This window comes from Streptomyces longwoodensis, assembly GCF_001514125.1.
GTDB lineage: Bacteria > Actinomycetota > Actinomycetes > Streptomycetales > Streptomycetaceae > Streptomyces > Streptomyces longwoodensis.
Genome location: NZ_KQ948554.1, coordinates 96,223 through 112,767 on the forward strand (window position 1 = coordinate 96,223; position 16,545 = coordinate 112,767).

14 protein-coding genes are annotated in these 16,545 nt (G+C 74.7%); 10 read left to right on the forward strand and 4 right to left on the reverse strand.

Annotation, left to right across the window (positions count from 1 at the left end):
• Window positions 1–11: 11 nt before the first annotated feature.
• A complete protein-coding gene (gene hmgA, locus AQJ30_RS18265) occupies window positions 12–1,373 on the reverse strand; it encodes a homogentisate 1,2-dioxygenase (protein ID WP_067235047.1) in 1,362 nt (453 codons plus the stop codon).
• 166 nt (window positions 1,374–1,539) lie between these two features.
• Between hmgA and AQJ30_RS18270 the strand changes: the two genes are divergently transcribed.
• From AQJ30_RS18270 to AQJ30_RS18315, 10 genes are all read left to right on the forward strand, one after another.
• Window positions 1,540–2,118 (forward strand): hypothetical protein, encoded by a 579-nt coding sequence (locus AQJ30_RS18270; RefSeq protein ID WP_067235055.1) that lies wholly within the window; start codon window positions 1,540–1,542, stop codon window positions 2,116–2,118.
• Window positions 2,115–2,750: a TetR/AcrR family transcriptional regulator gene (locus AQJ30_RS18275; RefSeq protein WP_067235057.1), complete on the forward strand. Its 636-nt coding sequence runs from the start codon at window positions 2,115–2,117 to the stop codon at window positions 2,748–2,750. Before AQJ30_RS18270 ends, AQJ30_RS18275 begins: the two co-directional genes overlap by 4 nt.
• A 195-nt stretch (window positions 2,751–2,945) precedes the next feature.
• Window positions 2,946–5,210, forward strand: coding sequence for a molybdopterin oxidoreductase family protein (locus AQJ30_RS18280; protein ID WP_067235059.1), 2,265 nt, complete (start codon window positions 2,946–2,948; stop codon window positions 5,208–5,210).
• Window positions 5,211–5,334: 124 nt separating this feature from the next.
• Window positions 5,335–6,783 carry a CitMHS family transporter gene (locus AQJ30_RS18285; RefSeq protein WP_067235062.1) on the forward strand — a complete coding sequence of 483 codons (1,449 nt, stop codon included), beginning with the start codon at window positions 5,335–5,337 and terminating at the stop codon, window positions 6,781–6,783.
• Between the two features lie 67 nt (window positions 6,784–6,850).
• Complete coding sequence (locus AQJ30_RS18290) at window positions 6,851–8,083, forward strand: MFS transporter (protein WP_067235063.1); 1,233 nt, start codon at window positions 6,851–6,853, stop codon at window positions 8,081–8,083.
• Window positions 8,084–8,185: 102 nt separating this feature from the next.
• The gene (locus AQJ30_RS18295) at window positions 8,186–8,839 is read left to right on the forward strand and encodes a hypothetical protein (RefSeq protein ID WP_067235065.1); all 654 of its coding nucleotides are present in this window, start codon (window positions 8,186–8,188) and stop codon (window positions 8,837–8,839) included.
• Window positions 8,826–9,746 (forward strand): class F sortase, encoded by a 921-nt coding sequence (locus AQJ30_RS38740; protein ID WP_079084134.1) that lies wholly within the window; start codon window positions 8,826–8,828, stop codon window positions 9,744–9,746. The genes AQJ30_RS18295 and AQJ30_RS38740 overlap by 14 nt, the downstream gene beginning before the upstream one ends.
• Before the next feature lie 228 nt (window positions 9,747–9,974).
• Window positions 9,975–11,312 carry an ABC transporter ATP-binding protein gene (locus tag AQJ30_RS18305; protein ID WP_067235066.1) on the forward strand — a complete coding sequence of 446 codons (1,338 nt, stop codon included), beginning with the start codon at window positions 9,975–9,977 and terminating at the stop codon, window positions 11,310–11,312.
• Window positions 11,313–11,412: 100 nt separating this feature from the next.
• Window positions 11,413–12,801, forward strand: coding sequence for an aldehyde dehydrogenase family protein (locus tag AQJ30_RS18310; RefSeq protein WP_067235067.1), 1,389 nt, complete (start codon window positions 11,413–11,415; stop codon window positions 12,799–12,801).
• A gap of 15 nt (window positions 12,802–12,816) precedes the next feature.
• Entirely contained in the window at window positions 12,817–13,899 is a 1,083-nt protein-coding gene (locus AQJ30_RS18315) for a Zn-dependent alcohol dehydrogenase (RefSeq protein ID WP_067235069.1), read from the forward strand.
• A gap of 6 nt (window positions 13,900–13,905) precedes the next feature.
• Here the strand turns inward: AQJ30_RS18315 and AQJ30_RS18320 are convergent, their stop codons facing one another.
• The 3 genes from AQJ30_RS18320 to AQJ30_RS18330 all read right to left on the reverse strand — a co-directional run bounded on the left by AQJ30_RS18320 (window position 13,906) and on the right by AQJ30_RS18330 (window position 16,521).
• Window positions 13,906–14,838, reverse strand: coding sequence for a DMT family transporter (locus AQJ30_RS18320; protein ID WP_067235070.1), 933 nt, complete (start codon window positions 14,836–14,838; stop codon window positions 13,906–13,908).
• 236 nt (window positions 14,839–15,074) lie between these two features.
• A complete protein-coding gene (locus AQJ30_RS18325; protein ID WP_067235075.1) occupies window positions 15,075–15,785 on the reverse strand; it encodes an ArsR/SmtB family transcription factor in 711 nt (236 codons plus the stop codon).
• Between the two features lie 94 nt (window positions 15,786–15,879).
• Window positions 15,880–16,521, reverse strand: coding sequence for a TetR/AcrR family transcriptional regulator (locus AQJ30_RS18330; RefSeq protein WP_067235752.1), 642 nt, complete (start codon window positions 16,519–16,521; stop codon window positions 15,880–15,882).
• Window positions 16,522–16,545: the final 24 nt, after the last annotated feature.

Below are 16,545 nucleotides of genomic sequence, written 5' to 3' on the forward strand. Positions count from 1 at the left end.
GCAGACACCCCCTACGGCCCCGGGCGGAAGTGCCGCTCCAGGCCCTGCCAGACGTCGTCGTAGCGCGGCTGGAGGTGGTCGGCGCCGGCCGCCTGCCCGGTGAGGGTGATCGGCCAGCGCGTCTCGAACATGAACGCCAGCCCGTCGTCGACCTTCTGCGGCCGCAGCTCGGCCGCGCTCGCCCGGTCGAAGGTCTCCCGGTCCGGGCCGTGCGCCGACATCATGGTGTGCAGCGAGCCGCCGCCGGGCACGAACCCGCCCTTCCCGGCGGTCTTCGCGTCGTAGGCGCCCTCGACCAGCCCCATGTACTCGCTCATCACGTTGCGGTGGAAGTACGGCGGCCGGAAGGTGTCCTCGCCGACCAGCCAGCGCGGCGCGAACACCACGAAGTCGACGCCGGCCAGCCCCGGGGTGTCCGACGGCGAGGTCAGCACCGTGAAGATCGACGGGTCCGGGTGGTCGTACGAGATCGTCCCGATGACGTTGAAGCGGTGCAGGTCGTACACGTACGGCACGTGGTTGCCGTGCCAGGCGACGACGTCCAGCGGCGAGTGCTCGTAGGTGGCCGTCCAGAGGTTGCCGCAGTACTTGTTGACCACCTCCACCGGCCCCTCGACGTCCTCGTACGCGGCGACCGGCGCGTGGAAGTCCCGCGGGTTGGCGAGGCCGTTGGCGCCGATCGGGCCGAGGTCGGGCAGGCGGAACGGGGCGCCGTAGTTCTCGCACACGTAGCCGCGGGCCGTCGCGTCCAGCAGCTCCACCCGGAAGCGGACCCCGCGCGGGACCAGCGCCACGTGGCCCGGTTCGGCGTGCAGCAGGCCGAACTCGGTGCGCAGCAGCAGCCCGCCGCGCTCGGGGACGATCAGCAGCTCGCCGTCGGCGTCGCTGAAGACGCGCTCCATCGAGGTGTCGGCGTGGTACAGGTGCACGGCCATGCCGGTGCGCTGGGTGACGTCGCCGTTGCCGCCGAGGGTCCACAGGCCGGCCAGGAAGTCGGTGCCGCGCGGCGGTTCGGGCATCGGGTCCCAGCGCAGCCGGTTGGGGTCCGGCACCGTCTCGGTGAACGGCGCCGTGCGCAGCGCGCCGTTGCCGGTGCGGGTGAACGCCGGGTGCGCCGCGGAGGGCCGGATGCGGTACAGCCACGAGCGGCGGTTGTGCGCCCGCGGCTCGGTGAACGCCGTGCCGCTCAGCTGCTCCGCGTACAGCCCGAGCGGGGCGCGCTGCGGCGAGTTGCGGCCCTCGGGCAGGGCGCCGGGCACCGCCTCGGAGGAGTGCTCGTTGCCGAAGCCGGACAGGTACGTCAGCCCCTCGGCGGCCTTGCGCGCGTCCCCGTGCTCCGGCCCGCCCGCGCCGGGGGTGCCCCCATCGCTCATCGTCGCTCGCTCCCTTGCGATCCGATTCCTGTGCCACACCATAGGATTGCGATTTCCGGCGCGCAAGGGCCGCCGCCCTCCTCCTCTGCGAGGACGATCACCGGCCGCCGAGAACCCGACTTCAGGCGGATCCGGGCTGTCGGACCCGTGTTCTAGGCTCGCCCGCATGTCGTGGACGCGCGCCCTCCCCGCCGCGCTCGCGGTCTGTGTCCTGCTCCTGACCGGATCCGTGGGCTGCGACTCCGGTGGGCACACCGACCAGCAGGGCCGCCAGGAGAGCCGAGGAAGCCGGCCGAGCCCCGGGAGCCAGGGGGCCGGCGAGTCCACCGCGCCCGTCGGCAAGGTCCTGGAGGACACCGACGAGGACGGCCGGCACTACCGCCAGGTCGACGGCGCCCGGGCGCCCGAGGTCGGCATCGAGGTGCAGCCGGACACCGACGGCAGCTGGGACGTCCGGCTGACCCTGCGCCACTTCCGCCTCTCGCCGCCGGGCACCCCCGCCCGCGCCGTCGCCGGCCGCGGCTTCGCCCGCCTCTACGTGGACCACGCCCCGGTCGCCGACCTGCGCACCCCCGCCCACCGCATCCCGGCCGGCTACCTCCCGCACGGCACCCACCACGTCACCGCACGGCTCTACGCCGACGACGGCACGGGCTGGGCGGTGGACGGCAAGCCGGTGGAGCGGACGGCGGACATCACCGCGTCGGGACAGGGTGCGCCGGCGCCCGGCGGACCGGCATCATGAACGCCGTGCCCCCAGCGACCCCCCTGCGTCGCGCCCCCGTGCAGCGACGCAGCGCCGAACGCCTGACCCGGATCCTGGACGCCTGCGCCGCCCTGCTCGACGAGGTCGGCTACGACGACCTGAGCACCCGTGCCGTGGCCCAGCGCGCCGGTGTCCCGATCGGCTCGGTCTACCGCTTCTTCGGCAACAAGCGGCAGATGGCCGACGCGCTGGCCCAGCGCAACCTGGAGCACTGGTCGGAGCGGGTCACCGAACGGCTGACGGCGTCCGGCGGCGCGGACTGGCGGGCCGCGATGGACGCGGTGCTCGACGAGTACCTGGCGATGAAGCGCACCGCGCCCGGCTTCTCCCTGGTGGACTTCGGCAACCAGATCCCGGTCGGCTCCCGCCAGGCCGAGCCCAACACCCGGGTCGCCGACCGTCTCGCCGCCCTGCTCTCCGGCTACCTCGACCGCGCGGTCGACGACGACCTGCGCCGCACCTTCCTGGTCGCCGTGGAGACCGCCGACACCCTCATCCACCTGGCCTTCCGCATGGACCCGGAGGGCGACGAGAAGGTCATCGCGGAGATGCGGGCGCTGCTGCGGGCGTACCTGGAGGGCGCGCTGGAGGGCCCGCGGGCGGAAGGCTGACCGGACGCCGGGCCCGCGCAGGCCCGGCGCCGGGGGGCTGTCGCCCATGCATACCGGTCGGTATGCTCGCGCCAGGCGCCGACGCCGGTTCCGCCGCCGCGGGCGCCCGGCCCCGGTCGTCGTGCCCGCCGCGACCACCGTGCCCGCCGTAACCGCCGTAGCGCCCACCGTCGTCGCGCCCCACCGGGAGGACCCGTGTCCCGCACCGCCCTGCGAATCTGCCCCCTGTGCGAGGCCACCTGCGGGCTGACCCTGACCGTCGAGGGGAGCCGGGTCACCGGTGCCCGGGGCGACCGCGAGGACGTCTTCAGCAAGGGCTTCCTGTGCCCCAAGGGCGCCGCCTTCCCCGCCGTCGACGGGGACCCCGACCGGCTGGGCGGCCCCCTCGTCCGGCGGGACGGCGAGCTGCGGGAGGCGACCTGGCAGGAGGCGTTCGACGCCGTCGCCGCCGGATTGCGCCCGGTCGTCGAACGGCACGGGCCGCACGCCGTCGGCGTGGTCCTCGGCAACCCCAACGTCCACACCGTGGCCGGTGCCCTCTACCCGCCGGTGCTGCTCGCCGGCCTCGGCACCCGCAGCCTGTTCACCGCCTCCACGCTCGACCAGATGCCCAAGCACGTCTCCAGCGGCCTGCTGTTCGGCGACGCCAACGCCATCCCGGTACCGGACCTCGACCGCACCGACCACCTGCTCCTGATCGGCGCCAACCCGCTGGAGTCCAACGGCAGTCTGTGCACCGCGCCCGACTTCCCCGGCCGGCTCAAGGCGCTCCGGGCCCGCGGCGGCACCCTCACCGTGATCGACCCGCGCCGCACCCGCACCGCGCGCCTCGCCGACCGGCACGTCACCATCCGCCCCGGCGCCGACGCGCTGCTGCTCGCCGCCATGGCCCACGTGCTGTTCGACGAGGACCTGGTACGGCTGGGCGAGCTGGCGCCGCACGTCCAGGGCCTCGACGAACTCCGCGCCGCCCTGCGGGACTTCACCCCCGAGGGCGTGGCCGCCGCCTGCGACGTCGACGCGGACACCGTCCGGGCCCTGGCCCGCGAACTCGCCGCCGCGCCCACCGCCGCCGTCTACGGCCGCATCGGCAGCTGCACCGTGCCGCACGGCACGCTCGCCAGCTGGCTCGTGGACGTGCTCAACATCCTCACCGGCAACCTCGACCGGCCCGGCGGCGCGCTCTTCCCGCAGGCCGCCACCGACCGCACCCCGCGGCCCGCGGGACCCGGCCGCGGCTTCGCCCTCGGCCGCTGGCACTCCCGGGTCAGCCGGCACCCCGAGGCCAAGGGCGAGTTGCCGCTGTCCGCCCTCGCCGAGGAGATCGACACCGCGACCGAGGAGGGCGAGCCGATCCGTGCCCTGATCGCCGTCGCCGCCAACCCGGTGCTGTCCGCGCCCGACGGCGACCGGCTCGACAAGGCCCTGGACTCCCTGGAGTTCATGGTCAGCGTCGACCCGTACCTCAACGAGACCTCCCGCCACGCCCACGTCGTGCTGCCCCCGCCGCCGCCCTCGCAGGCCCCGCACCACGACTTCGCGTTCAACACCCTCGCGGTGCGCCACCAGGTCCGCTACAACCGCCCCGCCGTCCCGCTCGCGCCCGGCCGCATGGCCGAGACCGAGATCATGGCCCGGCTGGTCCTGGCCGTCACCGGCCTGCACGGCGCCGACCCCGCGGCCGTCGACGACACGGTCGTCGCCCAGACCCTCGGCCGGGCCGTCCAGGACCCGCACTCCCCGGTCCACGGCCGCGACCCGAAGGAGCTCGCCGCCGCGCTCACCGGCGAGGACGGCCCCGAGCGCCGGCTCGACCTGATGCTGCGCCTCGGCCCCTACGGCGACGGCTTCGGCGCACGGCCGGACGGACTGACCCTCGCCCGGCTGCTGGAGCACCCGCACGGCATCGACCTCGGACCGCTGCGCCCGCGCCTGCCCCAGCCCTTGAGGACCGTCAGCGGCAAGGTCGAGCTGCTGCCGGAGCCGATCGCCGCCGACCTGCCCCGGCTGCGGCAGGCCCTCACCGCGAGCCCCGCCGCGCTGGTCCTCGTCGGCCGCCGCCACCTGCGCTCCAACAACAGCTGGCTGCACAACGTCCCGGCCCTGACCGGCGGTTCGAACCGCTGCACCCTGCACGTCCACCCCGACGACGCCGCGCGGCTCGGCGTGCGCGACGGGCAGCCGGTGCGCGTCCGGGGCGCCGGGGGAGAGGTGACCGCCCCCGCGGAGGTCACCGAGGACGTGCGGCCCGGGGTGGTGAGCCTGCCGCACGGCTGGGGCCACGACCGCCCCGGCACCCGGCTCGGCCACGCCTCCACCGACCCCGGCGTCAACGTCAACCAGCTCCTCGACGGCAGCCTGCTGGACCCGCTGTCGGGCAACGCGGTCCTCAACGGCTTCCCGGTCGAGGTGGTCCCGGTGGCCGAAAAGGTCGGCGCGCTGAGCAGCACAAAGCCGTGACCAGCGGTTTTGCGCTTATTGCTCGCACGTCGACGTCTTGCTGACGCTGGACGACGGGTCCTAACGTCAACGCACCGCCGACCCCCAGGTGGGATGTTCAAGGGCGAACGTTAGGTATCCACTCATGCTGACCCTCCTCGGCTTCGCCATGATCGCGACCTTCCTGGTCCTGATCATGCTGAAGAAGATGTCGCCGATCGCGGCGCTCGTGCTCATACCCGCGCTCTTCTGCGTGTTCGTCGGCAAGGGCGCCCGGCTCGGTGACTACGTCCTCGACGGCGTCACCGGGCTCGCCCCGACCGCGGCGATGCTCATGTTCGCGATCGTCTACTTCGGTGTGATGATCGACGTCGGCCTCTTCGACCCGGTCGTACGGGGCATCCTGAAGTTCTGCAGGGCCGACCCGCTGCGGATCGTGGTCGGCACCGCGGTGCTCGCCGCGATCGTCTCCCTGGACGGCGACGGCTCCACCACCTTCATGATCACCGTCTCGGCGATGTACCCGCTGTACAAGCGCCTGAAGATGAGCCTGGTGGTGATGACGGGCGTCGCCGCCATGGCCAACGGCGTGATGAACACGCTCCCGTGGGGCGGCCCGACCGCCCGCGCCGCCACCGCGCTCAAGCTCGACGCCGGTGACATCTTCGTGCCGATGATCCCCGCCCTCGCCATGGGCCTGCTGTTCGTCCTCGCGCTCTCGTACGTCCTCGGCCGCCGCGAGCGCACGCGGCTCGGCGTGCTGACGCTGGACGACGTCCTGGTGGAGGAGACGGAGCAGGAGCCGGTGACGGAGACGGTGCTGGTCGGTGCCGGGTCCGGCGCCGGCGGTACCGCGAAGGGCTCCGGTGCAGGTGGCCCCGCCGCGGGCTCCGGCCCCGGCGCGCACCCGGCCGACGGGTCCGACGAGTCCGGGCAGCCGGAGGACGACGCCTTCCAGGGCCTCGACCCCCACCGCGCCACCCTGCGCCCCCGGTTGTACTGGTTCAACGCCGTGCTCACCGTCGCGCTGCTCACCGCCATGATCATGGAGTGGCTGCCGATCCCGGTGCTGTTCCTGCTCGGCGCCGCGCTCGCCCTGACCGTCAACTACCCGCACATGCCCGACCAGAAGGCCCGCATCGCCGCGCACGCCGAGAACGTGCTCAACGTCTCCGGCATGGTCTTCGCCGCCGCCGTCTTCACCGGCGTCCTCCAGGGCACCGGCATGGTCGACCACATGGCGACGTGGCTGGTCGACAACATCCCCGCCGGTCTCGGACCGCACATGGCCGTGGTGACCGGCGTGCTGAGCATCCCGCTGACGTACTTCATGTCCAACGACGGCTTCTACTTCGGCATCCTGCCGGTGCTGGCCGAGGCGGGCCAGGCGCACGGCGTCCCCGCCGTCGAGGTGGCCCGTGCCTCGATCGTCGGCCAGCCGCTGCACATGTCCAGCCCGCTCGTCCCGGCCGTCTACGTCCTGGTCGGCATGGCCAAGGTCGAGTTCGGCGACCACACCCGGTTCGTGGTGAAGTGGGCGGCGCTGACCTCGCTCGTGGTGCTCGGCGCGGCCGTGCTGTTCGGCATCGTCTGACGCGCCTCCCGAACAGCCCCGGACTCCTTGGACCACCCCACGGAGACCACCCCACGGAGGAAGAACCATGGCGCCCGGTGGGAACCGCGGCTGGCTGCTCCGCCTCGTCATCGCCTTCGGCTGCGCGCAGGGGGCGGTCTCGATGGCCCGGCCCGCCGTCTCCTACCGGGCGCTCGCGCTGGGTGCCGACGAGCGGGCGGTCGGCGTCATCGCCGGTGTCTACGCCCTGTTCCCGCTGTTCGCGGCGGTCCCGCTGGGCCGGCGCACCGACCACGGCCGGTGCGCGCCCCTGCTGCCGCTGGGCGTGGTCCTCGTCGCGGGCGGCTGCGCGCTCAGCGGCCTCGCCGGCTCCCTCGCCACGATGGCCCTGTGGAGCGGGGTGATGGGCCTGGGCCACCTCTGCTTCGTGATCGGTGCCCAATCGCTGGTCGCGCGGCAGTCCGCGCCGCACGAACAGGACCGCAACTTCGGGTACTTCACCATCGGCGCCTCCCTCGGGCAGCTGGCCGGCCCGGTCGCGGCGGGCGCGCTGATCGGCGGGCCGGACCGGGCGGGCGGCAGCGCGCTCGCCCTGCTGGTCGCGGGGGCCGGCGCGGCGGCGGCGTTCACCTCGCTGTGGCGCATCGAGGACGAGGCGGCGGCCAAGTCCCGCACTGGAGGCGGGAGTCGGGTCCCGGTGGGGCGCATCCTGCGCACCCGGGGCGTGCCCGCGGGCATCCTGGTGAGCCTGTCGGTGCTGTCCGCGACGGACGTCCTCACCGCCTACCTGGCGGTGGTCGGCGAGCACCGGGGCATCGCCCCGTCGGTGGTCGGCGTCCTGCTGAGCGTGCGGGCGGCGGCCTCGATCGCCTGCCGCCTGGTGCTGACCCCCCTGCTGCGGCTGCTGGGCCGCACCGCGCTGCTGGTGGTGACCTGCGCCCTGGCGGCCCTGCTGTGCGCGGGCGTCGCGCTGCCCGTGCCGGTGTGGGCCCTGGGCGCGATGCTCGCGGTGCTGGGCTTCTGCCTGGGGGTGGGGCAGCCGTTGTCGATGACGACGGTCGTGCGGGCCGCGCCCGAGGCCGCCCGCTCGACCGCCCTCGCGCTGCGCTTGACCGGAAACCGGCTCGGGCAGGTCGCGGCCCCCGCGGGCGCGGGCCTGGTCGCCGGTCTCGCGGGTGTGGCGGCGCCGTTCGTGCTGCTCGGGGCACTGCTGCTCCTGTCGGCGGGGGTGGCGCTGCGCGCACCGGGGGCCGTCCCGCGGCCGGACGGGGCGGGGGAGGGGCGCCGGCGGCCTGGACTGCGCCGCACGAGCGATATCTGACGGCGTGCCGTGTGTCGCTGCCGCGACGCGCGGGGGTGCATGGCAGAGAGTCCGAGGCGAAAGAGCGATTTGTATGAAAATCGTCCTGACTCGGAGGAATGCATGCCCACCCTGACACTTCCCCGCCCGCACGGCTCCCGCGTCGGTGCCGCCGTCCTCCTCACCGCCCTCACGGCCTCCGGTGCGACGTTCCTCGCGGCCCCCGCCGCCGTCGCCCAGGGCGAGGCCGGCGACATCCGGGTCCACCGGGAGCACGTCCCCTTCGGCGTCTCCAAGGACGACCCGCTGGTCTGCCGCTTCTACCTGGACGCGGTCAACTTCGACACGCTGCCCACCATCGCCTACACGATCCTCGCGCAGCCCCCGCTGCCCACCGCCGCCACCGTCACCGGCACCATCCCGCTCGCGGGCGGCGCCGGGCACACCGACCCGCTGGGGCTGGCCGACGGCCAGTACAAGATCACGTGGATCGTCGCGGGCGTCCCCAAGGAGAAGGTCTTCCGGGTCAACTGCCACGACGGCAAGCGCGAGGGCGAGCAGGGCCCCGGGGAGATCCAGGACAAGCAGGGCGACGCGGGCTGGGGCCAGGGCGAGCAGGACGGCCCCAAGGGCGGGGTGCACGCGGGCGGTGGCGGCCTCGTCGACACGGCGGCCGCCTACAGCCCGGTGGCCGCCGCGGCGGGTGTCGGTGTCGTAGCGGTCGGCGCCGCCCTGTACGTCCGCAAGACGCGCCGGCGCACCCATGGTGCGGCCTAGGCGCAGACGCAGGCCGTGGCACCGGACGCGTGCCTACCGCCTCACCAGGACGGCCGTCCTGACGGTCGTCCTGGTGACGGTGGGGGTGCGGTGCGGGGGTGACGACCGGCCGTCCGCGCCCCAGCGGGCGGCCGCCGCGGCCGCCCCCGGCCGCACCGACGCCCGCGGGGACCCGCTCCCCGGGAAGACCGACGGCGAGGGCGGCGGCGCGACACCCACCCGGAGCGGCGCGCCGACCCCCACGCGGGGCGCCGCGGCGAGCCGCTCCCCGGCCGGGTCGGCGAGCCCCTCCCCGGTCCCGTCCGCGTCCCGGCCCGGGACCGGCGCGAGCGCCGGGTCCGCCGCCCCGTCCCGCCCCGCCCCGTCCGGCAGCGCGGCGGGCGGCCGCACGGCGGGCGGCACGGGGCGGACGGACGCCAAGGCCGCGGGCAAGCCCCCCGCGACCCCGCTGCCCGCCTCCCGGCCGACCACCTTCGGCGTCCCCGCACTGGGCATCCGGGCGCCCGTCATCGGCCTGCGGCTCGACGACCACCGGCAGCTGTCGACCCCGCCGGTCGACCGGCCCAAGCTCGTCGGCTGGTACCGGGCCGGTCCCACACCCGGCGAACCGGGCACCGCCATCGCCGTCGGCCACCGCGACACCCGGACGGGCCCCGCCGTCTTCGCCGCACTGGCCGAGGTGAAGCCCGGCAACCACATCGAGGTCGGGCGCGCGGACGGGCGTACGGCCGTCTACACGGTGGACCGGGTGCGGGTGTTCGACAAGTCCGGGTTCCCCGACAAGGAGGTCTACGGCGCGTCCGAGCGGGCCGAACTGCGGGTGATCACCTGCGGGGGCCTGTTCACCCGGCGCACCGGCTACACCAGCAACGTGGTGGTGTTCGCCCACCTGACCGCCGTCAGATGACCGGACGGTGGGGACGGTCCCGCACCGCCCCCACCGCCCCGGCACGGCAGAACCCGGGCGTCCGCTTTCTCATCCCTCGGACGGGACCGCCCGATTCCTCGTCCCGTCTCTTCCCCGGCCGCGCACAGTCCGTTAACTTCCGTGACTCGTACGCCTCGTACGACCCGCACGGGGCGGCCCAGACCGCGGAGCACCAAGGGTCTGTCGTTTGGATCGGGGACGACTCTCATGACACGCGCCATCTCTCTGCACGACGTGAGCAAGGTCTACGCCAAGGGCGTCCGCGTGGTGGACCGGCTCACCCTGCACATCGAACCCGGGGAGTTCCTGGTCCTGCTGGGCCCCTCCGGCTGCGGCAAGTCGACCGTCCTGCGCATGATCGCCGGCCTCGAGGAGATCACCGAGGGCGAACTGCTGCTGGACGGCGAATCCGCCAACGAACTGCTGCCGTCCGCCCGTGACATGGCGATGGTCTTCCAGAACTTCGCGCTGTACCCCTCCATGAGCAGCCGGGACAACATCGGCTTCCCGCTGCGCATCGAGGCCCCCGGCGCCGACCCGGCCCCCCGGGTGGACGCCACCGCCCGCATGCTCGGCATCGAGGACCTGCTCGACCGGTTCCCGGCCCAGCTCTCCGGCGGGGAACGGCAGCGCGTCGCCATGGGCCGGGCCATCGCCCGCCACCCCTCGGCCTTCCTGATGGACGAGCCGCTGTCCAACCTGGACGCCAAGCTGCGCAACCACCTGCGCGCCGAGATCGCCCACCTCACCCGGGACCTCGGCGTCACCACGGTCTACGTCACCCACGACCAGGCCGAGGCCATGTCCCTCGGCCACCGGGTGGCGGTCCTGCGCGGCGGCGTCCTGCAGCAGGTCGGCAGCCCCCGCGAGGTCTACGCCCTGCCGCGCAACATCTTCGTCGCCGCCTTCATCGGCACCCCCCGCATCAACCTGCTGCGCGGCGTGGTCCGCGCCCCGCTCGACGGCGCCATGACCATCAGCCTCGGCAAGCAGGCGCTGCGGCTGCCCGAGCCGCTGTCGGTCGACCACAAGCTGCTGCGCGTGCAGCAGGGCCGGGAGGTGATCGTCGGCCTGCGCTCGGAGGCCGTCCGCATCGCCGAAGCCTCCACCGCGCGGCCCGGCGAGACGCTGATCACCGGGCTGGTCGAGCACGTGGAGTTCCAGGGCCACGAGGCACTGGTCCACTTCAACACCGGCTCGCGCCCCGCCGTCGTCCCCGAGCTGGAGGCGCCCCGGCCGGCGTCGCGGCCGTCCCGCCGACGGCGCCGCGACGGTTCGGTGCTGGACCGGCTGCGCGAGCGCGCGGGCAGCCTGCGGGCCGGCCCCGTGGTGGTCCTGGACGAGCCCCCCGAGCCGGACCCGGCCCCGGCCGCCGCCGACGTCCGGCTCCCCGGCGACCTGGTGGTGCGCACCACACCCGACCTGGACCTGCGCCACGGCATGCAGGTGCCGCTGCTGGTCGACGTCGCCCACCTGTTCGTCTTCGACCAGCACGGCGAGCGCATCTGCCCCACCCCCGCGAGGCTCCCCGATCTGGAAGAGTGATGCGGACGCGTGCCCGTCCGCGCCCCGGTCACCCCTGGTGCCAGAAAACTAACACCGCTAGTTTGGGGTCGGACGACGAGGACCGCCCGGAGGGAACGCGATGAAGGCACACGACGGCATCTACCTCGACGGCGCCTGGCGCCCGGCGCTGAGCGGGGAGGTGATCGACGTCGTCGACCCCGTGGACGAGCAGGTGATCGCCCGGGTCCCGGCGGCCGGCGCCGAGGACGTCGACGCGGCCGTACGGGCCGCCCGCGCCGCCCTGCCCGGCTGGGCGGCCACCGCCCCCGCCGAACGGGCCGCCCGGCTGTCCGCGCTGCGGGACGCGCTGGCGGCCCGCAAGGGCGAGATCGCCGAGACGGTCACCGCCGAACTCGGCGCGCCCCTGGCCTTCTCCCAGGCGGTCCACGCGGCCGTCCCGATCGCCGTCGCGGGCTCCTACGCCGACCTGGCCGCCCGCCACGCCTTCGAGGAGAAGGTCGGCAACTCGACCGTCTTCCACGAGCCGGTGGGCGTGGTCGCCGCCATCACGCCCTGGAACTACCCGCTCCACCAGGTCGTCGCGAAGGTCGCCCCCGCCCTCGCGGCCGGCTGCACGGTCGTCCTCAAGCCCGCCGAGGACACCCCGCTGGTCGCCCAGCTCTTCGCCGAGTGCGTCCACGACGCCGGGGTGCCGGCCGGCGTGTTCAACCTGGTCACCGGCCTCGGCCCGGTCGCCGGACAGGCCCTCGCCGAGCACCCCGGGGTGGACCTGGTCAGCTTCACCGGCTCCACGGCCGTCGGCCGGACCATCGCCGCGACCGCGGGCGCCGCGATCAAGAAGGTCGCGCTGGAACTCGGCGGCAAGTCCGCCAACGTCATCCTGCCGAGCGCCGACCTCGCCAAGGCGGTCAACGTCGGCGTCGCCAACGTGATGTCCAACTCCGGCCAGACGTGCAGCGCCTGGACCCGTATGCTGGTCCACCGCGACCAGTACGACGAGGCGGTCGAGCTGGCGCGCACGGCCGCCGCCAAGTACGGCGACCGCATCGGCCCGCTGGTCAACGCCAAGCAGCAGGCCCGGGTGCGCGGTTACATCGAGAAGGGTGTCGCCGAGGGCGCCCGGCTCGTCGCGGGCGGCGCCGAACCCCCGCGCGAGCGCGGCTACTTCGTCAGCCCCACCGTCTTCGCCGACGTCACCCCGGAGATGACGATCGCCCAGGAGGAGATCTTCGGCCCCGTCCTGTCCGTCCTGCGCTACGAGGACGAGGAGGACGCCCTGCGCATCGCCAACGGCACGGTCTACGGCCTCGCCGGCGCGGTCTGGGCCGGTGACGATGCCGAGGCCGTGGCCTTCGCCCGCCGCATGGACACCGGGCAGGTCGACGTCAACGGCGGCCGCTTCAACCCCCTCGCGCCCTTCGGCGGGTACAAGCAGTCGGGCGTCGGCCGGGAACTCGGGGCCCACGGGCTCGCCGAGTACCTGCAGACCAAGTCCCTCCAGTTTTAAGGGAGTCCACCAGACATGGCCGTACGTGCCGCCGTCCTGCCCGCCATCGGCGCCCCGCTGGACGTCACCCGGATCGAGCTGCCCGCACCGGGCCCCGGCCGGGTCCGGGTCCGCCTGGCCGCCGCCGGGGTCTGCCACTCCGACCTCTCACTGGCCAACGGCACCCTGAAGGTGCCCGTCCCGGCCGTCCTCGGGCACGAGGGCGCGGGCACCGTCGTCGCCGTCGGCGAGGGCGTCACCGGCTTCGCCCCGGGCGACGGGGTCGTCCTCAACTGGGCGCCCTCCTGTGGCCGCTGCCACGCCTGCGGCCTCGGCGAGGTCTGGCTGTGCGCCAACGCGCTCAGCGGCGCCGCCGACGTGTACGCCCGGACCGTGGACGGCACCGACCTCCACCCCGGCCTCAACGTGGCCGCGTTCGCCGAGGAGACCGTCGTCCCCGTCTCCTGCCTCCTGCCCCTGCCCGAGGGCATCCCCCTCACCGACGCGGCCCTCCTCGGCTGCGCCGTCCTCACCGGCTACGGCGCCGTCCACCACTCGGCGCGGGTCCGCGAGGGCGAGACGGTGGCCGTCTTCGGTGTCGGCGGGGTCGGCCTCGCGGCCCTCCAGGCCGCCCGGATCGCGGGCGCCTCCAAGATCGTCGCCGTCGACGTCTCCCCGGAGAAGGAGGAACTGGCCCGGGCGGCCGGCGCCACGGACTACCTCGTGGCCTCCTCCGACACCGCCCGCGAGATCCGCGCCCTCACCGGCAAGCAGGGCGTCGACGTCGCCGTGGAGTGCGTGGGCCGCGCCGTCACCATCCGCACCGCCTGGGAGTCCACCCGGCGCGGCGGCCGCACCACGGTCGTCGGGATCGGCGGCACCGACCAGCAGGTCACCTTCAACGCCCTGGAACTCTTCCACTGGGGCCGCACCCTCTCCGGCTGCGTCTACGGCAACTCCGACCCGGCCGCCGACCTCCCGGTCCTGGCCACCCACATCCGCGAGGGCCGCCTGGACCTGGCCTCACTGGTCACCGAGCGCATCACCCTGGACGACATCCCCACGGCGTTCGACCACATGCTCGCGGGCAAGGGCGGCAGGGCCCTGGTCGTCTTCTGACGTCGCTCACGTGACCTTCTCGGGCCGCGGCTCCGGCGCCGCGGCCCGCTCCCGCGTCCGACGCCGCGACCGGGACACCGCCACACCCGCCAGGCACAGCGCCCCGCCCGCCAGCGTGAGCACCCCGGGCACCTCGCCCAGCGCCAGCCACGACATCAGCACGACGAGGGCCGGCACGGCATAGGTGGTCGCACCCATCCGGGCGGCCGTGGTGCGCGCCAGGGCGTAGGCCCACGTGGTGAAGGCGAGGGCGGTGGGGAAGACGCCCAGGTAGACCATGTTGAGGGTGGCGGACACCGGCGCCTTCGCCGCTTCGTGCACCAGTTGCCCGGCGAACGGCAGACAGGCCACGGCCCCGACCAGGCACCCGAACGTCGTCACCTGCAGGGCGCTCGCCGTCGCCAGGGCGGGCTTCTGCGCCACCACACCGGACGCGTAGGCGACGGCGGCCAGCAGGCACAGCACCACGCCGAACACGGAGGACCCGCCCCCGCTCGACATCGACAGCCCGACGGTCACCGCCCCGGCGAACGACACGGCCATCCCCGCCAGCAGCCGCGGCGGCATCGGGTCGCCGAGCAGCCGGGCCCCGAGCAGGGCGATCAGCAGCGGTCCGACGTTCACCACCAGCGCGGCCGTCCCCGCGTCGACCTGCTGCTCGCCCCAGTTGAGGGCGACCATGTAGAAACCGAACCACAGCACCCCGGACAGCAGGACGCCCCGCCACGCGGACCTCGGCGGCAGCCCTTCCCGCCGCACGGCCCACAGCACGCCCAGCACCGCGGCCCCCGACACCAGCCTGCCGAGCGCCAGCGCACCGGGGGAGTAGGCACCGCCCGCACTCCGGATCGACACGAAGGCGGAGGCCCAGGCCACGACGGTGACACAGGCGGCCCCCGCCGCGAGGACCCGGGCCCGATCGGACTGGCTGCGCATCATGCTCCCGAAGGGTAGACATCGGAACGCCTCGATCCCGGCGGACATCGGACAAGAAGGACGGAGCAGGGGCGCGGAGTCCTGCGCGACAGGGCTGAAGTCGACCCACCCCAGGGGCGCGGGGTCGTGTGCGACAGGGCTGAGGCCGACCCACCCCAGGGGCGCGGGGAACTGCGCGACCAGCCCCCACGCACCCGCACCCGACGACCCGCCACCACACCTCGCACCCCCACCCCTCCTCACCGCAACCCCTCGACCGACAACCCCAACAACGCCCCCAGCCCCCGCTCCCCGGCCGCCGTCACCACGACCGCCCGCTCCGACCCCACCCGCACGCACCACCCCACCTCCAGCACGTGCCGGCACAGCGCCGCCCCCGCCACCCCCGCCAGGTGCGGCCGCCGCTCCGTCCAGTCGAGGCACCCGCGGGCCAGCGGCCGCCGCCCGGTCCGGTCCAGCGCGATGCCCGCCCGCCCGAACCACTCCACCCCCGCGTCCGTCAGCGCGAACCCCGTGTCCTGCCGCAACAGCCCCCGCTCGGTGAGCGCGTCGGTCACCGCGATGCCGAGCCGCCCGGCGAGGTGGTCGTAGCAGGTGCGGCCCCGCGCCATCGCCGACCCGGCGCTCGCCGCGCGCAGCGTCCGCGGCCGGACCGCCGCCCCGGGCGCGACCTGCGCGGCCAGGTCCTCCACGAGCTGGGCGACACGTGCGTCGGCGAGCCGCACGTAGCGGTGCCGCCCCTGCCGCTCCTCGGCGAGCAGCCCGCCGGCGACGAGCCGGCTCAGGTGCTCGCTGAGCGTGGAGGCGGCGACGCCCGCGTGCCGGGCCAGCTCACCCGCCGTCCAGGCCCGCCCGTCCAGCAGCGCGAGCAGGCACGCGGCCCGCGTCCCGTCGGCGATCAGCCCGGCGAGCGCGGCGAGTCCCGGCGCCCTGGGGTCCCTGGTGGTCATGGGCCCAGCATCGCGCACGGACACTTCGGCGCCCACCGAAGCGTGCGCACCGGCACGCGGCCGACCCCACGAGCCCCGCGGGACGCGGCCGGCCTCACCGCCCCCGCGCGACCTGCTCGTACTGCGCCGCGAGCCCGTCCAGCAGCGCGGTCAGCCCCGTCTCGAAGGCCCGCTCGTCGATCTTCTCCTGCTGCTCGGCGAGGAGGTGGGCCTGCCCGAGGTGCGGGTAGTCGGCGGGGTCGTAGGCGCTCGGGTCCTCCACGAAGCCCCCGGCGAACGAGCCGAGCGCGGAGCCCATGATGAAGTACCGCATCAGCGCCCCGATGGAGGTCGCCTGCGCGGCCGGCCAGCCCGCGTCGACCATCGCCCCGTACACGGCGTCGGCGAGCCGCAGCGCGGCCGGGCGCCGCCCGGGGCCGCGCGCGAGCACCGGGACGATGTTGGGGTGGTCGCGCAGCGCGCTGCGGTAGGAGACGGCCCAGTCGTGCAGCGCGGTCCGCCAGTCCCGGCCGTCCTCGAACATCGACAGGTCGACCTGCGCGCTGACCGAGTCCGCGACCGCCTCCAGGATCTCGTCCTTGGTGCGGAAGTGGTTGTACAGCGAGGGCCCGCTCACCCCGAGCTCGGCGGCGAGCCGCCGGGTGGAGACGGCCGCCAGCCCCTCCGCGTCCACGAGTTCCCGGGCCGTCTCGACGATCCGGTCGGTGCTCAGCAAGGGCTTGCGCGGTCGGGCCATGGCGCACATAGTAGGGCTGCACAC